16 protein-coding genes are annotated in these 23,447 nt (G+C 66.2%); 3 read left to right on the top strand and 13 right to left on the bottom strand.

Annotation, left to right across the window (positions count from 1 at the left end; translation table 11 throughout):
• Positions 1-63 precede the first annotated feature (63 nt).
• The gene (locus QNM97_RS04075; RefSeq protein WP_502874985.1) at positions 64-1,533 is read left to right on the top strand and encodes a PepSY-associated TM helix domain-containing protein; all 1,470 of its coding nucleotides are present in this window, start codon (positions 64-66) and stop codon (positions 1,531-1,533) included.
• Positions 1,530-2,234 (top strand): DUF5134 domain-containing protein, encoded by a 705-nt coding sequence (locus tag QNM97_RS04070; RefSeq protein WP_283821703.1) that lies wholly within the window; start codon positions 1,530-1,532, stop codon positions 2,232-2,234. Before QNM97_RS04075 ends, QNM97_RS04070 begins: the two co-directional genes overlap by 4 nt.
• 48 nt (positions 2,235-2,282) lie before the next feature.
• Here the strand turns inward: QNM97_RS04070 and QNM97_RS04065 are convergent, their stop codons facing one another.
• The gene (locus QNM97_RS04065; protein WP_283821702.1) at positions 2,283-3,770 is read right to left on the bottom strand and encodes a sensor domain-containing diguanylate cyclase; all 1,488 of its coding nucleotides are present in this window, start codon (positions 3,768-3,770) and stop codon (positions 2,283-2,285) included.
• 182 nt (positions 3,771-3,952) lie between these two features.
• Here QNM97_RS04065 and QNM97_RS04060 point away from each other — a divergent pair, with 182 nt between their 5' ends.
• Positions 3,953-4,327 (top strand): VOC family protein, encoded by a 375-nt coding sequence (locus QNM97_RS04060; RefSeq protein WP_283821701.1) that lies wholly within the window; start codon positions 3,953-3,955, stop codon positions 4,325-4,327.
• 80 nt (positions 4,328-4,407) lie between these two features.
• Here the strand turns inward: QNM97_RS04060 and QNM97_RS04055 are convergent, their stop codons facing one another.
• The 12 genes from QNM97_RS04055 to QNM97_RS04000 all read right to left on the bottom strand — a co-directional run bounded on the left by QNM97_RS04055 (position 4,408) and on the right by QNM97_RS04000 (position 23,446).
• Positions 4,408-8,367: a DNA-directed RNA polymerase subunit beta' gene (locus QNM97_RS04055; protein WP_020170348.1), complete on the bottom strand. Its 3,960-nt coding sequence runs from the start codon at positions 8,365-8,367 to the stop codon at positions 4,408-4,410.
• 79 nt (positions 8,368-8,446) lie between these two features.
• Positions 8,447-11,944: a DNA-directed RNA polymerase subunit beta gene (gene rpoB / locus QNM97_RS04050; protein ID WP_283821700.1), complete on the bottom strand. Its 3,498-nt coding sequence runs from the start codon at positions 11,942-11,944 to the stop codon at positions 8,447-8,449.
• A 454-nt stretch (positions 11,945-12,398) separates the two neighbouring features.
• Positions 12,399-13,472 carry a hypothetical protein gene (locus QNM97_RS04045; RefSeq protein ID WP_283821699.1) on the bottom strand — a complete coding sequence of 358 codons (1,074 nt, stop codon included), beginning with the start codon at positions 13,470-13,472 and terminating at the stop codon, positions 12,399-12,401.
• A complete protein-coding gene (locus QNM97_RS04040; protein WP_283821698.1) occupies positions 13,472-14,209 on the bottom strand; it encodes a hypothetical protein in 738 nt (245 codons plus the stop codon). The genes QNM97_RS04045 and QNM97_RS04040 overlap by 1 nt, the downstream gene beginning before the upstream one ends.
• A gap of 106 nt (positions 14,210-14,315) precedes the next feature.
• Positions 14,316-15,599, bottom strand: coding sequence for an MCE family protein (locus QNM97_RS04035; RefSeq protein ID WP_283821697.1), 1,284 nt, complete (start codon positions 15,597-15,599; stop codon positions 14,316-14,318).
• Positions 15,596-16,894 carry an MCE family protein gene (locus QNM97_RS04030; protein ID WP_283821696.1) on the bottom strand — a complete coding sequence of 433 codons (1,299 nt, stop codon included), beginning with the start codon at positions 16,892-16,894 and terminating at the stop codon, positions 15,596-15,598. Before QNM97_RS04030 ends, QNM97_RS04035 begins: the two co-directional genes overlap by 4 nt.
• Before the next feature lies 1 nt (position 16,895).
• A complete protein-coding gene (locus tag QNM97_RS04025; RefSeq protein ID WP_283821695.1) occupies positions 16,896-18,248 on the bottom strand; it encodes an MCE family protein in 1,353 nt (450 codons plus the stop codon).
• The gene (locus QNM97_RS04020) at positions 18,245-19,339 is read right to left on the bottom strand and encodes an MlaD family protein (protein WP_283821694.1); all 1,095 of its coding nucleotides are present in this window, start codon (positions 19,337-19,339) and stop codon (positions 18,245-18,247) included. Before QNM97_RS04020 ends, QNM97_RS04025 begins: the two co-directional genes overlap by 4 nt.
• Positions 19,340-19,347: 8 nt before the next feature.
• The gene (locus tag QNM97_RS04015; RefSeq protein ID WP_271353984.1) at positions 19,348-20,430 is read right to left on the bottom strand and encodes an MCE family protein; all 1,083 of its coding nucleotides are present in this window, start codon (positions 20,428-20,430) and stop codon (positions 19,348-19,350) included.
• The gene (locus tag QNM97_RS04010; protein ID WP_283821693.1) at positions 20,427-21,755 is read right to left on the bottom strand and encodes an MCE family protein; all 1,329 of its coding nucleotides are present in this window, start codon (positions 21,753-21,755) and stop codon (positions 20,427-20,429) included. The genes QNM97_RS04015 and QNM97_RS04010 overlap by 4 nt, the downstream gene beginning before the upstream one ends.
• Before the next feature lie 3 nt (positions 21,756-21,758).
• The gene (locus tag QNM97_RS04005) at positions 21,759-22,637 is read right to left on the bottom strand and encodes an MlaE family ABC transporter permease (protein WP_283821692.1); all 879 of its coding nucleotides are present in this window, start codon (positions 22,635-22,637) and stop codon (positions 21,759-21,761) included.
• 2 nt (positions 22,638-22,639) lie between these two features.
• A complete protein-coding gene (locus QNM97_RS04000) occupies positions 22,640-23,446 on the bottom strand; it encodes an MlaE family ABC transporter permease (RefSeq protein WP_283821691.1) in 807 nt (268 codons plus the stop codon).
• Between the last annotated feature and the right edge of the window lies 1 nt (position 23,447).

Genomic DNA, 23,447 nt, shown 5'->3' with positions numbered 1-23,447 from the left:
GAAGTTCTACCGGGCCCGCACTCGAAGTCAACCAGCCCAGCCCGAAAGCAGGACGAACACGTGGTGACGACCCAGACCGCCGATGTCTCCGATCCCCTCGAACCCCGGACCCCCGGGGCGTCGGACCGGCTCGACACACGTGGTGCCACAGGCCGTTCCGCTGCCGACCGGTGGCGTCCGCTACTGCTGCGCTGGCACTTCTACGCCGGCATCCTGATCGGTCCGTTCCTGATCGTCGCCACCGTCACCGGCACCCTCTACGCGTTGATCCCGCAGATCGATCGCGCCGTGTACGCCCACGAGCTGACCGTCGACCGCGTCGGCACCGCGGAGCTACCGCTGTCGGCGCAGGTCGATGCCGCGCGACGCGCGCATCCGGAGGGCGCGATCGTCTCGGTGACACCGGCCCCGCGTGCCGGGGACACCACCCGGGTGGTGCTGGCCGTCGACGGCCTGCCCGCCGACCACACCCGTACGGTGTTCGTCGACCCCTACACCGGTGAGGTTCGCGGCGCGCTGCCGACCTTCGGCGAGTGGCTGCCGGTCCGGGCGTGGTTCGACGATCTGCACCGCAATCTGCATCTCGGTGACTTCGGCCGCAACTACAGCGAGATCGCGGCGAGCTGGTTGTGGGTGGTGGCCCTCGGTGGGCTGATCCTGTGGATCGGTCATCGTCGGCGCACCCGCAAACTCGCCCGGCTGGCCGTCCCGGACCGCAACGCACCCCGCCGCGCCCGCACCCTGAGTTGGCATGGTGCGGTAGGGGTGTGGATCATCGTCGGTCTGATCGGGCTGTCGGCGTCGGGGCTGAGCTGGTCGCGGTTTGCCGGCGAGAACATCAGTGACCTGCGCAGCGAACTGTCGTGGACGACGCCTGCGGTGTCGACGACGATCGCCGGTGCCGCCGCCGGCGATGCGGCCGCACACCATGGTTCCGCGCCCGCCGAGACCGGTGTGGCACCGATCGGCGCCACCGACTTCACCCAGGTCTATGACGCCGCCCGCGACGCCGGGCTGGTCGGCCCCATGAACATCTCGGTACCCGCGGAGCCGGGGGCCGCATGGTCGGTGAAGGAGAACGCCCGGGGCTTCCCGAGCCACTTCGACGCGATCGCCGTCGACCCGCACACCTTCACCGTCACCGACCGCGTCGACTTCGCGCAGTGGCCGTTCATGGCGAAGATGACCACCTGGGCCATCAGCGCACACATGGGTCTGTTCGGCGTCATCAACCAGATCGCGTTGGTGGCGTTGGGAATCGGACTCCTCAGCGTCATCGTGCGCGGCTACCTCATGTGGTGGCGGCGGCGACCCACCAGGGGCGATCGACACCTCCCCCAGGCGCCGCGCCGTGGCGCGCTGAGCGGGCTGCGTCCGCTGGAGGCGCTCGCCGTGGTCGCAGTCGCCGCCGGACTCGGCTGGTTCATGCCGTGGTTCGGAATCCCGTTGGCACTGTTCGTGATCGCCGACGCCCTACGCGGTGTCGTCGCGACCCGCCGTGATGCCGACGCCGCGGTCGGGGCAGCCCGATGATCGACGACATCGTCCTGCGGTGGGTGGTCACCGTACTGTTCGGGCTGTCCGCGGCGCAGTGCGCATACCTGATGCTCACCCGTCGGATGCCATGGGAGGCCTACGTCGGGCACGTGCTGCACCTCGTCATGTCGGTGGCCATGCTGGTGATGGCGTGGCCGTTCTCGGCGGACTGGCCGACCGCGGGCCCCATGTGGTTCTTCGTCGTCGCGGCGGCATGGTTCCTGGTGAGCCTGGCGCTGCACGCGAGGCTGCGGCCCACCGACGACTGTGGTTGTGTCCCTCCGACAACCACCCCGTTCGGGCGGCTGGCCGCGGTGTATCACGCCGCGATGATGGGCGCGATGGCCTGGATGTACGCGGTGATGAACGGCAGCGTTCTGCCCGGTGCAGCTCCGGCGCAGGCGATGGCCATGGGGTCGGGCTCGCCGGTGACCGTCCTCGCGCACAATCACGACGACATGGGTGACATGCCCGGGATGGACATGGGCCACCACGCCGCACAACCCGGTTACGTGACCCCGGTGAACTGGATTCTCACCATCGGTTTCGCCCTCGCCGCGGCAGCCTGGTTGTACCTATACTTCGCTCGTCGTCGGGCCCCGGGGGCCTCGACCGATCTGATGACCTTCGCCGGGGACCTCTGCCAGGTGTTCATGGCAGTCGGCATGGCCATCATGTTCGGGGTCATGGTCGGCTGAGCCGGCAGGCAACGGCCTCACGAGTGCCGCCGGCCTGAGGACGATCCATCAGATCACCGTCACCTGCCACCGCTGTGTGGGATGTGCCTTCGCGCGGTAGAGCGCACCGTCGGCAACATCGACGAGGGTGGTGCTCGAGACCGTCGGTTCCGGATTCTCCAATGCCGCGATGCCGATGGAGATCCCCACGCCCGACACCGGATCCGAGACGGACGCCGAGGTCGAGATCCGGCGGACACCGGCGGCGATCGCCGCGGCGAGATCATTGACCTCCGTGAGGGACTTGCGGGTACAGACCACCGCGAATTCATCCCCACCCCAACGGCATACGACGTCTCGAGCGTGGGCCGCCGAACGCATGGCCTCGGCGACCGACCTCAGCACCGCGTCACCGGCGACGTGTCCGGAGGTGTCGTTGACCTCCTTGAAACCGTCGAGATCGCAGATCAGCACGCCGAGCACCCCGGTCCGCTGGCTCCGCAGCCGGTCGTTCAGCTCGCCGAGCCACACCTCACGCACGGTGAGCCCGGTCAGACCGTCGTGGTCGGCGCGGTAGCGGATGGCGTTCAACTCGGCGCGAGCCTGCGTCCGGTCGGCGATCGTGCACACGAACAGCGCGGCGTCGGTGATGGATTCGACACGGCGGGCGGTCACGTCGACCCACCGGTCCCAGGGCAGTCCGCGTGGGTGGCGCAGACCGCAGTACTCGGCGACGCTCGCCCCTTCGCCCGGCTCCGAACCGTCGAACCGCCGCGCCAACTCGTCGGCGTCGACAGCGACGACGTCGGCGAGCACCCGCCCGTCCCACTCACCGGGTACCGCGTCGGTCAGCTGTAGGAAGGCGTCGTTGACGTCGATCAGCCGCAGCCGCGAGTCGAGAAGCGCCGTCGCCAACGGCGATTCGGCGAACGAGGCCCGATAGAGCCGCACCCGGTCGGTCGCCCGGCCGGCCTCGATGACGCGGGTCAGTGCTATCCCCACCCGGACGCCGAACAGTTCGAGCAGTGCCTGTTGCTCCGGGTCGGGGGTCATCCCGCTGCGCGGCAGGTCGACGCTGATGACCGCCTGCAGCTGCTCGTCGGCGTAGACGGGCACCAGAAGGGCGAACTCCGGCTCCCACACCGCGGGCGGCAGGAAGCCGGACGCGATGTCGGCGGTGTCGACCGGTTCCGCACCCGACGAGAACCGCTCCCGCCACGGATCGATCGACGCGACGCCGTCGGCCATCTCCGCTTCTCGCGTGAGGTACACCCCGCCCCAGCGTTCGGCGGAGTCGAGCAACTCCAGCCAGACGGACTCGGTCATCCGCTCGCCACGGAGGTTCTCGAGTTCGGGCGGACCGACCACGGCGCGGACCTCGAAGTCGCCGTCGTCGCGCCGCACGTTGACCGCGACGGCGTCGAACCCGATCACCTCGATGATGCCCCGGGCGATGACCTGCAGCACGTCGTCGAGATCGGCGCCCTCACCGAGTTGCTGCGCCACGCTCATCATCGCGAAAAGCGATGCGAAACTCATCGACGCCCGGCGATCCACGTGAACATTGTGCGCTGTCACGAAGACCGGTGGGGCGGCGAACCCATCACCGGCTTTGGTTTGGGGCGCAATTCACAGAAACCACGAGATCACGGACCCCACATGTCCGCAATCGAGAAGATGCTGACACCGACCGAATGACCCACCGCACCTGATTCCGCGGACACCGAAAGGCCGAGCACATGGATTGGACACTGGAAGTCGCGTTCCTCCCCGTCACCGACGTCGACCGCGCCAAGGAGTTCTACACCCGCGTCGGATTCCACCCAGACCACGACAGTTCACCGTCTCCCGAGATCCGGTTCGTCCAGATGACCCCACCCGGGTCGGGCTGCTCGATCGCCTTCGGGAACGGCATCACCGACGGTCCCCCGCCCAGCCGATCGACGTTGATGCTCTGTGTCTGCGACATCGACGCCGCCCACCAGCACCTCACCGACGCCGGCATCGAGGTTTCCGACGTCGACATCACTCAGTGGGGACACTTCGTCTACTTCGACGATCCCGACGGCAACCACTGGAATGTGCAGTACCTGCCGTATCGATATGAGAGCTGATGGGCCCAGACAAGCCCCTCCAAAAAGACAGAGACCCCCGCACCTTCCGGTGCGGGGGTCGCCTGAGCTTTCGAGGTGGACTAGCGGTAGTCGCCGCTGGAGAAGCCGTAGTCGTCGAGCGGCACCGCAGCGCCGGCTGGAGCACCGAAGGTGCCGTCCGGGCTGTAGTAGGTGTCGTCGTAGGCGGGCATCGCGTAGGCCGCGGCGCGCGCCTCCTCCGTTGGCTGCACCTGGATGTTGCGGTACCGGTTGATGCCGGTACCGGCCGGGATCAGCTTACCGATGATCACGTTCTCCTTGAGGCCGATGAGCTTGTCGCTGCGACTGTTGATGGCCGCATCGGTGAGCACACGGGTGGTCTCCTGGAACGACGCCGCACTCAGCCACGAGTCGGTGGCCAACGACGCCTTGGTGATACCCATCAACACCGGACGACCGGCCGCGGGCTCGCCACCCTCGGACACAACGCGACGGTTGGCGGCCTCGAACTCGGCACGCTCGGTGAGCGAACCGGGCAGGAACTCCGTCGACCCCGAGTCGATGATCGTCACGCGGCGCAGCATCTGACGCACGATGGTCTCGATGTGCTTGTCGTGGATCGACACACCCTGGCTGCGGTAGACCTCCTGGACCTCGTTGACCAGGTGCACCTGCACCTGACGGGGACCCATCACACGCAGCACCTCGTGCGGGTTCGCCGAACCCTCCATGAGCTGCTGGCCGACCTCGACGTGGTCGCCGTCGGCGAGCAGACGCTCGGAGCCGTCGTCGTGCTTGAACACACGCAGACGCTGACGCTTCGAGATCTTGTCGTAGACAACCTCTTCCGATCCGTCGTCGGGGACGATCGTGATCTTGTAGAAGCGGTCGTCGTCCTCGAGACGCACCCGGCCGGAGACCTCCGCGATCGGCGCGACACCCTTGGGCACGCGCGCCTCGAAGAGCTCCTGCACACGCGGCAGACCACCGGTGATGTCGTCACCGACGCCACCCTGGTGGAAGGTACGCATGGTCAGCTGGGTACCGGGCTCACCGATCGACTGGGCGGCGATGATGCCGACGGCCTCGCCGATGTCGACGAGCTTGCCGGTGGCCATCGACCGTCCGTAGCACATGGCGCACACGCCGGTGCCGGTCGCACAGGTCAACACCGAACGGACCTTGACCTGCGTGATACCCGCGGCCAGCAGGGCCTCGATCGCCGGGTCACCGAGATCGTGACCACGCTCGACGACGACGTTGCCGTCGGCATCGAGGGCGTCGGCGGCCAACGTGCGTGCGTACGCACTGGTCTCGACGTGCGCGTCACGGATGATCGAACCATCGGGCTGCTTCTCGCCCAGCGGGACGACGATGCCGCGCTCGGTGGCACAGTCGGTCTCGCGGACGATGACATCCTGGCTGACGTCGACCAGACGACGGGTCAGGTAACCCGAGTCGGCGGTACGAAGTGCGGTGTCGGCCAGACCCTTTCGGGCACCGTGGGTGTTGATGAAGTACTCCGCCACGGTCAGGCCCTCACGGAAGGAGGACTTGATCGGACGCGGGATGAACTCACCCTTCGGGTTGGTCACCAGACCCTTCATGCCCGACAGGTTGCGGACCTGGGTCATGTTTCCGGTCGCACCCGACTTCGGGATCATCGTGATCGGGTTGTCTTCGGGGTAGTAGTCCTCCATGGCCTTACCGACCTCTTCGGTGGCCTGCTTCCAGATCTCGACCAACGCATCGCGCCGCTCGTCCGGGGTCAGGGCACCGCGCTGGAACTTGCGCTCCAGACCATCGGCACGCTCCTCGTAACGCTCGAGGATCTCGGCCTTCTGCGGCGGCACGAGCACGTCGGCCATCGACACGGTCACGCCCGAACGGGTCGCCCAGTAGAAGCCGACATCCTTGAGCTTGTCGACGGTCTGCGCGACGACGATCATCGGGTAGCGCTCGGCGAGATCGTTGATGATCGCGGCCTGCCGCTTCTTCGGCATCTGCTCGTCGACGAACGGGTACTCGATCGGCAGCAGCTCGTTGAACAACACCCGACCCAGCGTGGTCGTGATGGTCCATGGCTGCCCGAACCGCCAGCCGTCGGCGAACTCCTGCGCCTCGATCTCCAGCGGCGGACGCTGATCGGTCAGTCGCACCTTGATGCGCGACTGCACGGTCAGCACCCCACGGTCGACGGCCATGATGGCCTCGGCCGGGCTGGAGTACACGCCCTCCTCGGGATGCTCGGCGGTCGCGGCCTGGTACTCGCCTGCCGCACCCTCCTTGAGGGTGGTCAGGTAGAACAGGCCGGTCACCATGTCCAGACGCGGCATGGCCAACGGGCGACCGGAAGCCGGCGACAGGATGTTGTTCGAGGACAGCATCAGGATGCGGGCCTCGGCCTGCGCCTCCGCGCTCAGCGGCAGGTGCACGGCCATCTGGTCACCGTCGAAGTCGGCGTTGAAGGCCTCACAGACCAACGGGTGCAGCTGAATGGCCTTGCCCTCCACCAGCTGCGGCTCGAAGGCCTGGATACCCAGACGGTGCAGCGTCGGCGCACGGTTCAGCAGCACCGGGTGCTCGGCGATGACCTCTTCGAGGACGTCCCACACGGCCGGACGCTGACGCTCGACCATGCGCTTGGCGCTCTTGATGTTCTGGGCCTGGTTCAGGTCGACCAGACGCTTCATCACGAACGGCTTGAACAGCTCGAGCGCCATCAGCTTGGGCAGACCGCACTGGTGCAGCTTGAGCTGCGGGCCGACGACGATGACCGAACGGCCGGAGTAGTCGACGCGCTTGCCGAGCAGGTTCTGACGGAACCGGCCCTGCTTGCCCTTGAGCAGATCCGAGAGCGACTTCAGCGGGCGGTTGCCCGGTCCGGTGACCGGACGTCCACGACGGCCGTTGTCGAACAGCGCGTCGACCGACTCCTGCAGCATCCGCTTCTCATTGTTGACGATGATCTCGGGCGCACCCAGATCGATCAGTCGCTTGAGGCGGTTGTTGCGATTGATGACACGGCGGTACAGATCGTTCAGGTCCGACGTGGCGAAGCGGCCACCGTCGAGCTGCACCATCGGACGCAGCTCCGGCGGAATCACCGGCACCGCGTCCAGGACCATGCCCAGCGGAGAGTTGCCCGACTGCTGGAACGCCGCGACGACCTTGAGTCGCTTGAGCGCGCGCAGCTTCTTCTGGCCCTTGCCGCTGCGGATGGTCTCGCGCAGCGACTCGGCCTCGGCGTCGATGTCGAAGGTCTCCAGGAGCTTCTTGATCGCCTCGGCGCCCATCGATCCGGCGAAGTATTCGCCGTAGCGGTCCTGGAGCTGGTGGTAGAGCTTCTCGTCGATGATCAGATCGCCGGGAGAGAGCTTGACGAACTTGTCCCACAGCTCTTCGAGACCGTCGAGCTCACGCTGCGCGGCGTCACGCATGCGACGCATCTCGCGCTCGGCCCCGTCCTTGACCTTGCGGCGGACGTCGGCCTTGGCACCCTCGGCCTCGAGCTCGGCGAGATCGGCCTCGAGCTTCTGCTGACGCTCGTTGAGGTCGACGTCACGCTGGTCGGCGACGGCCTTCTTCTCGACCTCGATCTCCGCCTCGAGCGTGGAGAGCTCGTTGTGGCGCAGTTCGTCGTCGACGGAGGTGATCACGTAGGCGGCGAAGTAGATGATCTTCTCGAGATCCTTCGGCGCCAGGTCGAGGAGGTAGCCCAACCGGCTCGGCACACCCTTGAAGTACCAGATGTGAGTGACCGGGGCGGCCAGCTCGATGTGACCCATGCGCTCGCGGCGGACCTTGGCCTTGGTGACCTCGACCCCGCAACGCTCGCAGATGATGCCCTTGAAGCGCACACGCTTGTACTTGCCGCAGTAGCACTCCCAGTCGCGAGTCGGTCCGAAGATCTTCTCGCAGAACAGGCCGTCCTTCTCGGGCTTGAGCGTGCGGTAGTTGATGGTCTCCGGCTTCTTGACCTCGCCGTAGGACCAGTTGTGGATGTCATCGGCCGTGGCGAGACCGATCTTCAGTTCGTCGAAGTAGTTGACGTCGAGCACTCTATGCCTTCCCTGAGCAAGCTCTTTGATTCGACTAATGGGGGTACCCGCCGGGGCCGTGGCCCCGGCGGGCGTTTGATCAGTTCGCCAGGTCGTCGACCGTCGCGGACTCATTGCGCGACAGGTTGATTCCCAGGTTGGCGGCGGCGCGCTCGAGATCCTCGTCGTCGGAGTCGGCCATCTCGATCGCGGCACCGTCACTCGAGAGCACCTCGACGTTGAGGCACAACGACTGGAGCTCCTTGAGGAGCACCTTGAACGACTCGGGGATACCGGGCTCGGGGATGTTCTCGCCCTTGACGATCGCCTCGTACACCTTCACGCGGCCGACCACGTCGTCGGACTTGATCGTCAGCAGCTCCTGCAGGGTGTAGGCGGCGCCGTAGGCCTGCATCGCCCAGCACTCCATCTCACCGAAGCGCTGGCCACCGAACTGGGCCTTACCGCCGAGCGGCTGCTGGGTGATCATCGAGTACGGACCGGTTGAGCGTGCGTGGATCTTGTCGTCGACGAGGTGGTGCAGCTTGATGATGTACATGTAGCCGACCGACACCGGGTACGGGAACGGCTCACCGGAACGACCGTCGAACAGCGTGGCCTTGCCGTCGCCGTTGACCATGACTTCACCGTCGCGGTTGGGCAGCGTCGAGGACAGCAGTCCGGTCAGCTCCTCCTCGCGGGCACCGTCGAACACCGGGGTGGCGGTGTTGGTGTCGGGAGCCGCCGAGTACATGTCCTCGGGCAGCTTCGACGCCCACTCCGGGACCCCGCCGGCCACGTCGACGTTCCAGCCGGCCTTGGCGATCCACCCGAGGTGGGTCTCCAGGATCTGGCCGATGTTCATACGACGCGGCACACCGTGGGTGTTGAGGATGATGTCGACCGGGGTGCCGTCCGGCAGGAACGGCATGTCCTCGGCGGGCAGGATCTTGCCGATGACGCCCTTGTTGCCGTGGCGGCCGGCGAGCTTGTCGCCGTCCTGGATCTTGCGCTTCTGCGCCACGTAGACGCGGACCAGCTCGTTGACGCCGGGCGGCAGATCGTCGTCGTCGTCACGGCTGAACACGCGCACACCGATGACCTTGCCGGTCTCGCCGTGCGGGACCTTGAGCGAGGTGTCGCGCACCTCACGGGCCTTCTCGCCGAAGATGGCACGCAGCAGACGCTCCTCCGGGGTCAGCTCGGTCTCGCCCTTCGGGGTGACCTTGCCGACCAGGATGTCGCCGTCGCGGACCTCCGCACCGATGCGCACGATCCCGCGCTCGTCGAGATCGGCGAGCACCTCGTCGGAGACGTTCGGGATGTCGCGGGTGATCTCCTCGGCACCGAGCTTGGTGTCGCGGGCATCGATCTCGTGCTCCTCGATGTGGATCGAGGTGAGCACGTCCTCCTCCACGAGCCGCTGGCTCAGGATGATCGCGTCCTCGTAGTTGTGACCCTCCCACGGCATGATCGCCACGAGCAGGTTCTTGCCCAGGGCCATCTCACCGTTCTCGGTGCAGGGCCCGTCGGCGAGGACCTGACCGGCCTCCACGCGCTGGCCCTCGTCCACGATCGGACGCTGGTTGGCGCAGGTGCCGTGATTGGAGCGCGCGAACTTGCGCATCCGGTAGGTGTCGCGGGTGCCGTCGTCGGCCATCACGGTGATGTAGTCGGCCGAGACCTCCTCGATCACACCGGTCTTGGACGAGACGATGACGTCGCCGGCGTCGACGGCGGCACGCAACTCCATGCCGGTACCGACCAGCGGCGACTCGTTGCGCACCAGTGGCACGGCCTGACGCTGCATGTTCGCACCCATCAGTGCGCGGTTGGCGTCGTCGTGCTCGAGGAACGGGATCATCGCGGTCGCGACCGAGACCATCTGGCGCGGCGAGACGTCGAGGTACTCGACCTGTGCCGCGTCGACGAACTCCACCTCGGAGCCCTTCTTGCGGACCAGGACGCGCTCGTCGGTGATGTTGCCGTTGAGGTCGTAGGCGGTATTCGCCTGACCGATGAGGTATCGATCCTCCTCGTCGGCGGTCATGTACTCGATGGTGTCGGAGACGACACCGTCGACGACCTTGCGGTACGGGGTCTCGATGAAGCCGAACGGGTTGACCCGCGCATACACCGACAGCGAGCCGATCAGGCCGATGTTCGGGCCTTCCGGGGTCTCGATCGGGCACATGCGGCCGTAGTGGCTCGGGTGCACGTCGCGCACCTCGAGGCCGGCACGCTCACGGCTCAGACCGCCCGGGCCCAGCGCCGACAGACGACGCTTGTGGGTCAGACCCGACAGCGGGTTGTTCTGGTCCATGAACTGCGAGAGCTGGCTGGTACCGAAGAACTCCTTGATCGCCGCCACGACGGGACGGATGTTGATCAGGGTCTGCGGGGTGATCGCCTCGACGTCCTGGGTGGTCATGCGCTCACGCACGACACGCTCCATACGCGAGAGGCCCACGCGGATCTGGTTCTGGATCAGCTCGCCCACGGTACGCAGACGACGGTTGCCGAAGTGGTCGATGTCGTCGACCTCGATCGGCACGTCGAGCCCCTCGGGGCCGGCGACCTTCGCGAACGACACGGTGTGCGGGTCGGCGTCGTGCAGACGCACCAGGTACTCGACGGTCGCGGCGATGTCCTCGCGGGTCAGCACCGCCTCGCCGGTCATCGGGTTGTCGGTGAGGCCGAGCTTCTTGTTGACCTTGTACCGGCCGACGCGCGCGAGGTCGTAGCGCTTCTCCTTGAAGAACAGGTTCTCCAGAAGGTTCTCCGCGGACTCCTTGGTCGGCGGCTCGCCCGGACGCAGCTTGCGGTAGACCTCGAGCAGTGCCTCGTCCTGGTTGGCGGCGCTGTCCTTCTCCAGGGTGGACATCATGATCTCGGAGAACCCGAAGCGCTCGCTGATCTCCTCGGTGGTCCAGCCCAGCGCCTTGAGCAGCACGGTGACCGGCTGGCGGCGCTTGCGGTCGATACGGACACCGACGGTGTCGCGCTTGTCGACGTCGAACTCGAGCCATGCGCCACGACTCGGGATGACCTTGACGGTGTGCAGGGTCTTCTCGGTGGTCTTGTCGATGGTGGCATCGAAGTACACGCCGGGGCTGCGCACGAGCTGGCTCACCACGACACGCTCGGTGCCGTTGATGATGAAGCTGCCCTTGTCGGTCATGATCGGGAAGTCGCCCATGAACACCGTCTGCGACTTGATCTCACCGGTGTTGTTGTTGATGAACTCCGCGGTGACGAACAGCGGGGCCGCGTACGTCATGTCCTTGTCCTTGCACTCCTCGACGGAGGCCTTGACCTCGTCGAAGTGCGGGTCGGAGAAGGACAGCGACATCGAACCCGAGAAGTCCTCGATGGGCGAGAGCTCGTGCAAGATGTCCTCGAGGCCTCCGGTCGGGCTCTCGTCGCCGCGCGAAATCGCTTTCGCGCGCCATTCGGGAGAACCGACGAGCCATTCGAAGGAGTCGAGTTGGAGGTCGAGGAGGCCCGGTACCTCCAAGGGTTCGCTGATCTTTGCGAACGAGGCGCGGTGTGGTGCGCCAGGGATGGTGGTTGAGGTGGACTGGCGGTCGACTGCCAAGGTGCGTCCTTCCAACACGATGTGTTCACTGCCGTGCGTTGTGTGGCGTGGCTGATGGGCCGTTCGCTGGTGACAAACCTGGATCGGCGATCACCGCAGCTCACACAAGGTGGCCGGAAGGAGGATCGATAGATGGACAGGAGGCAGCCAGCGCAACGTCCAACTATAGCAGGAAAAGAGGGCATCGTGTCAAGCAGTGATCACACTGCAGGCAGCGACGCCGTGAACCGAATCCGCGCAGTGTGGCTGCCACCCGCGATCTTCGCTGGTGACAGATTGGCCCGCCGACGCCGTCACGTCAAGCGCTACGCGCAGATTTGTGGAAGAAATCGTGTGTTGAACCTGCTGGGGAGCGGATCCGGGCGCGCCGGACGCCGTCCACAACGGTGTCGACTTCGGGTTTGTGTGTCCTGCAGGGCACACAAACCCGAAGTCGACACGGATTCGCGAGGCCTCAGATGTCGGTGTAGCTCTGGATGAGCCACTGATCGCCGTGCTTGACCAGACCGAGCTGGTAGCGGCCGATGACGCTCTGCGTCGGGGCGCCGTTGGCGGTACCCGAGGCGACGAAGTTCAGGATCACATCCGCGGTCGAGCCGTCGGAGTCGCCGGACAGCCTCGTGACGCCGACGGCGTCGACCTTGCAGTCGTTGGTGACGTCCTGCTGCCCGAACTGCTCCTTGATCGTCGGGAGCCCCTGATTGAACTGTTTGAGGGCGTCGCCGGTGAGGGCGGTCCGTGCCGAGGCGGCCCAGTTGTCGAAGTCCTTGCTGCGTGCGCCCTGGACCTGACAGAACTTCGACTGCGCCTGCGAGGTGAGGTCGGTGGTCGCGGCCTGATCGATGAAGGCCTTGTTGTCGCCGACGTTCGCGCCCGGATGCAGTGCGAGGACGACGGCGGCGATCGCGAACAGGGCGGCCACGCCTGCGATGATTGCGATCACGCGACCGGAGAACCATCCCCGCTCGGCGCGACGCGCAGCGGCCCGTTCCTTGTCGGCCGACCTGTCACGACCCGGCCCGCGTCGACCGATCCCGTTGCCGCGCTGCGTGTTTCCTTGTGCGCGCCGCGCCGCGTCGGGCTGCGGTTTGATGGTCGACACCCGCGACACCGGCCGCGTCTTGCCGGTCGGACGTTCGGGTTCGGTGGCGGCGTCGACGTCGGAGTCGGTGGCCTCGGCGTCGGTTGCCTCGGCGTCGGAGTCCTTCTTGGTCAGCGAGATCGATGCAGTCTCGGGCTCTGCAGCCTCGGGCTCTACCGTGTCGGACTCTGCATCCTCGGGCTCATCGACATCCTCGGGCTCATCGACGACCGGCTTCGCTGCGATCGTCTCCGCTGCCACCGGCTTCTCGGCGGGCACCGGCTTCTCGGCGGCCTTCTCTTCTGCGGAGGTCGCCGTCGCGTCGGTCGCCATCGCGTCCGTGACCTGATCGATGGCCGTCGCGTCCGTGACCTGATCGGCCGGGCGTCGCGACCCGGCGACCTTCGGGCGGTATCCGGGCTTGCGCTGCCCTGGTGTGCGCGCCATCAGTTACCCCCTGCCGGTGCATCCGTCGGGGCGGGTGTGCCGCCACTGCTGTCGGTTCCGGTACCCGACGATCCGTCGTCGGCGTAGGAGATCCCGTCGAGCGGGCTCACCTTCACCGCCTTCCACGTGTCACCGAATTTCTGCATGCCGACCAGGAACCCCATGGTGTTCGGGGTCTCCGACGCCTGGCCCGGCATCTTGCCGGTCACCGCGACGTACACCAGGACCTGGGCGGTGCCCTCGTCGGCGTTCACCTGCGTCGGCGCCGATCGCACCACCCGGGACGTCGTCGACCCCACCTGGCTGCCGGCCTGCTGGAGCTGCGGGTCGAGCGTGCCGGCCACCTGCTGGCGGACCTGATCGAGGGCGTCACCGGCGAAACTGCTCTGCAGTCGCTGGCTGAAGGTGTTCATGTTCTTGGGATCGATCGTGGTGACGTTGAGCATCGCCTGCTCGGCGGCGCCCGTCGCGTCGTCGCGTGCCTGCTGGGTCGGCGCCGCCACCGCGTAGGCCTCATAGGCCCGGTACCCGAACCAGCCGGCGCACGCGATCGCGGCGACCAGCACGACGATCACCGCGACGCCCAGGATGTTGTGCAGCATCGCCGCATTGCGCGGCGTCGGAACGTCCTTGGCTGCCGCGGCACCGGCAGCGGAGCTTCGTCCGCCCGCCGCACCGGGCTCGTCGGTCCCCTTTCGGGGCGTACGGGACCGCTTCGGGTCACTCTTCGTCGTCATCGCGCGTCACTGTAACGATCGGACCTGAGAGGTTGCCAATCGCTCCTTCATCATCGAACAGGCGTCATCGGCGGGCCGGGAACAGCCCGTCATCCAGCGTGTTTCGTCACTGGCCGACGCCGTACCCGAATCCGCCGGGGTTCACCGGTCGCACACCCAACAGGTAGGCGAGCTGGGTGGCCAGCGGATTGAGGTTCAGTTTGTCGGGGTCCTTCTTGGGCGTGTTGTCCCACGGCTGCGGGGTGTCGGGGTTGGCGTACTGCACGCGGTTGGCGCTGCGCACACCCGTCGGATTACCGAACGGCACATCACACGACGCGTTCGTGTTGAACGGGAAATCGTCGTATCGGATGTCGAAGGTCGGGTCCTTCTTCTTGATCTCGTCGATCATCTTGTAGGTGCTCTCGTACCCCTTGGTGCACGCCGGGGGGTTGTTGGTCTCGAGCACGATGCCGAAGTGGATCTGCCCGTCGCCGGGTGCCGGGCTGTGGCTGCCCGCCGAGAGCGCCGAGAGCATCGCGAACGTTCCCGACGTCATGTACGTCGCGGGTTGGATCGTGCGCGACACCTCGGACAGGTCGCCGACCACCTTGCCCAGATCGCCGCCGTTCTTCTGGATCAGCGCCGAGATCTGGGTCGCCGACGCCGTGCCCGTGGTGAGCAGACGTCGCAGATCGGGATCCGACGACGCCAGCGTGGCGGTGATCAGGTTCAGGTTGCGCGACCACGTCAGGATCGCATCCGACTGGTCGGCCTGGGTGGAGAGCACCACATCAGAGTTCTGGATCAGCGAGATCGTCTGGGGCAGGTTGTCCGCGCCTGCCTTGGCGAGCGTGTTCAGCGAGTCGACGAGACGGGAGAGGTTGTCGCCCTGCCCGTTGAAGGCCTTGCCGAGCTCGGTGATCACCGTGTGCAGATCGTCGATCGGGATCGAGTTGGTGAAGTTGATGGCCGAGGCGACGACGTCCTCGAGCGGCGCCGGGATGGAGACGTTGTCGGGTGAGATCGTCGACCCGTTGCCCAGGTACGGCCCGGATGTCGACCCCGACGGCTGCAGGTCGATGAACTGCTCACCGATCGCCGACCGCTCGGCGACGACGGCCTTCGACGACGCCGGGATCTTGGGACCACCGGAGTTGAGGTCGAGTTTGACGTCGACGCCGTCGGCGGTCAGCGTCATCGCGCCCACCCGGCCGACGGGGATGCCCATGTAGGTGACCTCGGCGTTGGTGAAGATACCGCCGGACTGCTTCATCTCCGCGGTCACCGTGTAGTTGCCGATGCCGGCGAGCTTGTCGAGCCGCGCGTATTTCGCGCCGACGTAGACGATCGCGACGATGCCGACGACGGCGAACACCAGCAGCTGGATCTTGGCGAGCTTGCCGATCATGCGCCCACCCCCATCTGTGCGAGCGTCTTGTCCAGCAGTCCCTGCCCCTGGGCGGGGACCGGGGCGAACGACGCCGGGTTGGCCGGGTACGTGCCGCCCGACGGTGGCGTGTTGGGGCCCGGACGCGAGTTCGCGGCCGGCGGCAGCAGGGTGATCGTCGGCCAGCCGTAGCGCGGCCCGTTGCCCTTGTAATAGGGGTTCGACGGGTTGACCGGCACATAGTGCCGCTCCGGCGGCGAATAGACCGGGTTGCCCTGGCCCACACCGAGCGCCTCGAGCTGGTTCAGCGTGCGCAGATCCAACGTCATGAACAGGTTGGTCGAGTCACCCTGCACCGCGGGCAGCAACGAGTCGGGGAACGGGTGGGTCAGCATCAGCGGCGCGGCGGTGATGAGATCCGGCGCGGCCTTGGACAATTCGGTCAACACCGGTCGCAGCGCCTTGAGATCGGTGATCATCGACTCGCGGGCGCGGCCGAGGACATCGGTGCCCACCTGCCCGAGTTTGTCGAGCTTGGTCAACAGGTCGACGAACTGCGGACGCTGCTGTTCGAGGACGGCGATACCGGCGGGCAGCTGCTGCAGGATGCGGTTGATCTGATCGGTCTGCGCATTGGCCCGTGCCGAGAGCGTGTTGAGCCCGTCGATCGCGCTGATGATGTCGTCGCGCTGCTTGTTGAGACCCGAGATGAGTTCCGAGGCGTTGTTCAGCAAGCTCTTGACGTTGTTCGCGCGGCCGTCGAAGGCCTTGTTGAGCTCGGTGACGATGGGCTCCAGCTGGTTGATGCCACCACCGTTGAGCAACATCGACAACGCGCCGAGCACCTGCTCGATGTCGGTGGCGGTGCGGGTCCGCGCCAGCGGGATCGGCTGGCCGTCGGGCTGGCGCGGCGCGTTGCCGACCTCCGCCGGGTCGTCGAGGGCCACGAACTTCTCGCCGAGCAGGCTGGTCTGCTGCACCGCGGCCTGTGCCTGGTCGGACAGGTCGATCTCGTGCTTCACCTTGATGGTGACCAGCGCGTACCACTCGTTGTCGGGGACCTCGACCTTGGTAACGCGGCCCACGGCGACGCCGTTCTGCTTCACCATCGACTGCGGGACCAGATCCAGGATGTCGCTGAACTGGATGGTGTAGGTCCGCGGGTTGTCGCCGACGTCGACGCCGCCGGGCAGCGGGATCGACTGGATGCCGTTGCTGCCGCAACCGGCCACCAGCACCACGGTGGCCAGGCTCAGCAGTGTCCCGGTCAACCGAGTGCGCAGCGACGGACGCGAGCGCTTCGTCTCATGCCCCATGTCAGTTGCCCCCCGTTCCCGGTCGGGCCGTCGTCGACGCCGGACGGCTCGTCGACGGCCGTGCGGTGGTCGAGGCCGGCGTGCGGCCCGTGCTCGGCCCCGGGTTCAGACTCGTGTCCGGGGTGCCGGGCACGGTGCCCGGGACCGGATACTGCTGCAGCTTGCCGTTGCTCATGATGCCGAACGGCAGGATGGGCAGAATCGGGGTGAGGACCTTGTCGTTGACCTGATTGGCGATGTTGGTGCACTGATTGATCAGCGGCGCGAGGGTGTCGCTGAACTGGGTGGCGGCCGGGTTGCCCGGCAGCAGCTGACCGAGGTCGAGGAACTTGCACTGCGCCGCAAGCAGATTCTGCAGATCGGGGATCGTCAGACGCATCGCGAGCGTGCCGGACTCGGCGTCGTAGGCGTTGATCAGGTTGCTCAGTGTCAGCGGGAGCACCGTCAGGATCTCCTTCAGCGACGTCTTGGTGTCGAGCAAGGCCTGCGTCGTCGGCTGTAGATCCTTGAGCGTCTGGCCGATCTGTTCGCGGTTGTCCTGAATGAACCCGGCGACGTCGCCGAGAGCGATCGACAATTTGTTCAACGCGGTCGCGAGTTGCTGGCGTTCGCCGGCGAGGAAGCTGTTGAAATCGGCCATCTGCGTGTTGAACTGGCGCACCTGGGTGTCGTTCTCGCGTAGCGCGCCGACGAAGGTGTTGAGGTTCTTGACGGTGTCGAACAGGTCGCCGTGCGAGTCCGACAGGGTGGTGCTGGCCTTGGACAGATTCTCGATCGCCGCGCCGAGCTTCTCACCGTTGCCCTGCAGGTTGTCGGCACCGGTGGTGATGAGCTGGCTCACCGCGCCCTTGCTGTTGGCGCCGTCGGGGCCGAGCGCCTCGGACAGTTTCTGCACACTCGAATAGACCTGGTCGATTTCGACGGGGACCATCGTCTTGTCGAGTCCGAGGGTGACATCCTTGCCGGCCTTGGGTCCGCCGGAGTAGGCGGGCGTCAGCTGGACGAAGCGGTCGGCGACCACCGACGGGATGATCTGGACGGCCTTGACGTCGGCGGGCAGATCCACACCACGATCCACCGTCATCGTCACCTTGACCGAATCACCGTCGGGTTCAACGGAATCCACCTTGCCCACCGACACCCCGAGCACGCGCACGTCGGTGCCCTCGTAGATGCCGACGGAGCGGTGGAAGGTGGCGGTCACCTTGGTGGTGCCGATCAGCGAGAACGCCCACCACAACACCCCGGCGACGATCAGCGCGATGATCGCGCCGAACACGATGTAGACGATGTGGCGCGGAGTGAACCACCGGCCGGGGCCGGAGGTGTTCGTCAGATCCGGTGCGGTGGTCATCCGGTGGCCCCCGTTCCGCCGTTGTTCTGGTTGGCCTGCTTGTTGGGCAGTCGGGTGGTGTTCTGCTGCGGCAGCGCCGGGGGTAGCAGGTTGGTGACCACCGACTCGAACCACCGACCATTGCCGAGCACGTTGGCGTAGAGCCGATAGAACGGCGCCATGTTCGTGATCGTCGCGCGCAGGTTGGCGTTCTGCTTGGTGAGCAGTTCGTTGACGCCCTTGAGCGAGTCGAGCGCGGGTCCGATCTGCGCCTCGTTGTCGCGCACGATGCCGGTCAACGCCGTCGACAGCGTCGTCGTCGTGGCGAGCAGCGCCGAGATGTTCTTCTGCCGGTTGTTGAGTTCGTCGAGCAGCTGCCCGGCACCGGCGATCAGCCGCACGAAGGTCTGGTTGCGGTCGGCGAGGATCTTGGAGGTGTCCTTGGTCGCCTGCAACAGCTTCTGCACCTCTTGGTCGCGGCTGGCGATGGTGTTCGACAACCGCGCGATGCCGTCGAGCGCGGGCCCCATGTCTCCCGCGGTTCCGGAGAAGGCATCCGAGAGCGAGCGCATCGACTGCGCCAACTGATTGGTGTCGAGGTCCTCGATCTGGGTCGTCGCGTCGGAGAACGCCTCGATGACGTCGTACGGCGAGACCGTATCGGTCAGCGGCACATCGGGATCGGCCTGCTTGCTGCCACGCGGATTGAGGCTCAGGTACTTCTGTCCCAGCACCGTCTTGATCTGGATGGACGCCTGCGTCTGGTTGCCGATCCAGGTGTTGGACACCCGGAACCTGACATCGACCCGGTCACCGTCGAGGGTCACGTCCTTGACCTCGCCGACCTTGACGCCGGCGACGCGGACCTCGTTACCCGCCTTGAGGCCTGCGGCCTCGGTGAACTTCGCGGTGTAGGTGGCGGCCTGCCCGACCAGCGGGAGAGAGGTCAGATAGAACGCGGAGACCGCGGCCATCAGCAGGATCAGGATGCCGATCCCGCCGATGGAGACCGGACTGCGCCGACCGCCGAAGCGGCGATGCGGATGGGACTTCTTCGGTGCCTGCGCACCGGTATCGTCCGCGTCGTTGCCGCGGTTGCTGTTATCCGTCATCTCGTCTCTCACCCCCCTGGCCTGTTGTCTTTCCAGCAGCGGGTCGCCGCGCTGGTGTAGAGCACATGATTGATGTCGGGCAGCGGCACCGCCGGCTGGGTCAGCAGCGTCGACTTGCCGTTGCCCGCCACGACGTCGATGCCGCACAGATAGAACTGGAACCACGACCCGAAGGTCGCCGCGCGGCCGATCTTCTGGAGCTTGACCGGCAGATTGTTCAGGATCTGGTTCACGTCCTTGTTGCGCGCGTTGATCTGGTCGGCCAGCGACTTCAGACCCGCGATGTCGCCTTGGATCGACGGCCTGGTCTGCGACAGGATCGACGCGGTCACCGTCGTCAGGTTCGATACCGAGGCGATCGCCGATCCGACCGAACCGCGTTGCGCCGCAAGGCCGGTCACGAGTTGCTCGGTGTTGTCCAGGAGCGACTTGAAGTTCGCGTCGTTGCGATTGACGGTGTTGAGCACCGACGTCAGGTTGGTGATGAGTTCACCGATCACCTTGTCGCGGTCGGCCAGCGAGTTCGTCAGTGACGAGGTGCTCGAGATCAACGTGGAGATGTTGCCCTCCTCGCCCTGGAAGATCTTGATGATCTGGTCGGCGAGGTTGTTGACGTCGGCGGCCGAGAGCTGACGGAACAGCGGTTTGAACCCGTTGAACAATTCGGTGAGATTCACCGCGGGATGCGTGTCGCGCACGTTCGGGTCGGTGCCGAAGGTGAAGCCCGGTGCCACGGTCGCATCGGAGGTACCCGCACCCCGCTCGACGGCCAGGTAGCGCAGGCCGGTGAGGTTGCGGTAGCGGATGTAGAGCTGCGCACCCTGCGGCAGCGACGACCGGTTGATGTTGAACTTCACCATCGCCTTGTTCTGGTCGTACACCGCGACGTCGGTGACCTGACCGACGCGCACACCGGCGATACGCACGTCGTCGCCCTTGTTGAGCAGGGCGGCGTCGTCGAACACGGCGCTGTACTTGCTGTCGCCGTCGCCGCCGGCATTGGCGATCGTCAGGGCGAGAAGACTGGTCGCGAGCACGGTGATCACCGCGAACGTGATCAGCTTGATCAGCGGTCCCACAACGGATTTCACTGGATGTGCACCTCCGCGCCGGCCAGCGCCGGACCACCGATCATGGTGATCCAGGTCGGGACGTCGTCCGGACGGGTACCGCTGGCCGAGCCGTAGATCAGCTTCAGCTGGGTCCGGAATGACGGGTCGTCGAACGGCGAGGGCTTGATCAGTCCGACCGGGGTGGTGGTGAACTGCGGCTGCGGCAGACTCGGCATCGTCCGCGGGCCGGGGTTACGCGACGGCGGCTGGTAGGAGCCGTCGGCCAGTCCACCGCCGGGGTACTGCGGGAACGGGCGGCCGTTGGTCGGCGGTTCGTAGCAAACCGCGGGCGGATCGGTGTCGAAGAACCGCGGCTCGTCCTGGTTCGGGAGATAGCGTCCGCGGGGGTTCACGAACTGCAGGTTCACGCGCACACCGGGATTGGCGGTGCCGGCACCGACGATCTTCTGCGACTCCGGGATCAGGGTCGCGAAGTTGTGGAAGGTGCACTGGAAGGTCGGTGACTGCTTGGCCAGACCGGTGAGCAACTGCTCGGAGTCGACGAACAGGTCGACGAGGTTGTTGCCGTTGCGCTGCAACCAGCCGGTGGTGTCGGTGGCCGCGACACCGAGGGTCGCGATCAACGTCCGCAGGTCGCCTTGGCGCTCCACGATGGTGTTCGACGTGGTCCGGAAGTTGTCGAGGGCGTCGATGACGTCGGGCAGCGCCTGGGAGTAGGTCTGCGAGAAACTCGCCAGACCCCGCAGGGTGCCCTGCAGGTCGGGCAGCACCCCGTTGATGCCGACGAACACCTTGTTGAGGTTGTCGATGGTGGTGCCGAGCTCCTCGCCGCGGCCCTGCAATGCCTGCGACAGCGAGGTCAGCGTCACGTTGAGATCCTGCGGCGGGATGGCCTGTAGGACCGGGAGCAGCTTGTCGAACAGTTGCTGCAGTTCTTCGGCGTTACCGCTCTTGTCGGTCGCGATGACGTCGCCGTTCTGCAATCCCGGTCCGCCGGAGGCGGGCAGCTGCAGATCGACGTAGCGCTCGCCGAACAGGGTCTTGGGCAGGATCCGCGCGGTGGTCGCCTCGGGGATCTGCTTGGCCATGTCGGGGTTGAGGCCCAATTCGACGTCGACCGAACCGTTCGGCGCCGGCGAGATACTGCGGACTTCACCGACGACGACCCCGCGGGCCTTGACGTCGGCATTCGCGGGCAGCGCGTTGCCGACGGCGTCGGTGGTGAGCGTGACGGTCGTGAAGTCGGTGAAGGTCTTGTTGAACTTCATGATCGTCACCGCGAAGAACAGCGCGACGACGACCAGGAAGGCGACGCCGAGGAGTCTGCGGCGCACGGTCCCCATCGATCAGCCTCCCACTCTGACGGTCGTGGTGGTGCCCCAGATCGCCAGTCCGAGGAAGAAGTCAAGCACCGCGATCAGGACGAGTGCGGCACGAACGGCGTGCCCCACCGCCACGCCGACGCCCGCGGGACCACCGCTGGCGTAGTAGCCGTAATAGCAGTGCACCAGGATGATGACGAACGCGAAGATGAGCACCTTGCCGAAGGACCACAGCACGTCGGCCGGCGGCAGGAACAAGTTGAAGTAGTGGTCGTAGTTGCCCGCGGACTGGCCGTTGAAGATGACCGTGATCTCCCGGGAGGCCAGATACGACGCGAGCAGGCCGAGCACGTAGAGCGGGATGACCGCGATGAAACCGGCGATCACGCGTGTGGACACCAGGAACGGGATCGACGGCACCGCCATCGATTCCAGGGCGTCGATCTCCTCGGAGATGCGCATGGCACCGAGCTGTGCGGTGAAACCGCACCCGACCGTCGCCGACAACGCCAGCCCCGCGACCAGGGGTGCCACCTCACGGGTGTTGACGTAGGCCGACAGGAAGCCGGTCAGCGCCTGCGAACCGATCTGGTCGAGCGCCGAATACCCCTGCAGGCCGACGACGACGCCGGTGAATCCCGACATCAACACCATCACGCCGACGGTGCCCGCGACGACGGCCAGGCCGCCGGTACCGAAGGCCACCTCGGCCAGCAGGCGCAGCACCTCGCGCGTGTAGTGCACGAGTGTCTTCGGGATCCACGCCAACGTCCGTCCGTAGAAGGACATCTGTTCGCCTGCGCCGTCGAGGACCTTCAACGGCTTGCCGGCCAGTTTGCGTACTTCGTAGAGGTAATACTCGGGACGACTCTTGGCGATCGTCACTCCACCACCACCGGACACGCCTAACTTCCCTTCGGCGGGACGATCTGAAGGTAGACCGCCGTGATGATCAGGTTGGCAAGGAACAGCAGCAGGAAGGTGATGACCACACTCTGGTTGACCGCGTCACCGACGCCCTTGGGGCCGCCCTTGGGATTGAGTCCCTTGTAGGCGGCGATGACCCCGGCGAGCACACCGAAGATCGCGGCCTTGATCGTCGAGATCCACAGGTCGGGGAGCTGCGCGAGCGCTCCGAACGACGCCAGATAGGCGCCCGGGGTGCCGTCCTGGACGACGACGTTGAAGAAGTAGCCGCCGCCGATACCGACGACTGCGACGAGGCCGTTGAGCAGCACGGCGACCAGGATCATCGCGAGCACACGCGGGACCACCAGGCGCTGGACGGGGTTGATGCCCAGCACCTCCATCGCGTCGATCTCCTCACGGATGGTGCGCGAACCGAGGTCGGCGGCGACCGCCGACCCGGCGGCGCCCGCCACCAGCAGCGAGGTCACCAGTGGCGATCCCTGTTGGATCACCACCAGCACACTCGCGGCACCCGTGTACGACTCCGCTCCGAGCTGCTTGATCAGCGAACCGGTCTGCAGCGAGACGATCGCACCGAACGGGATCGCGATGAGCGCGGTCGGCAGGATCGTGACGCTGGCGATGAACCATGCCTGCTGGATGAACTCGCGCCACTGGAAGGGCCGTACGAAGGTCTGACGCGCGACGTCGACGAACAGCTGGACGATGTTGCCCGCCTGGGCAAGTGCACTCGTTCCGGCTTGCGCGATCTTGTCGGCGCCACGCGTGGTGGCATTGGCCATT

This window comes from Gordonia sp. L191 (genome assembly GCF_030077625.1).
GTDB lineage: Bacteria > Actinomycetota > Actinomycetes > Mycobacteriales > Mycobacteriaceae > Gordonia > Gordonia polyisoprenivorans_A.
This window is presented reverse-complemented; position numbering and strand designations above follow the sequence as displayed.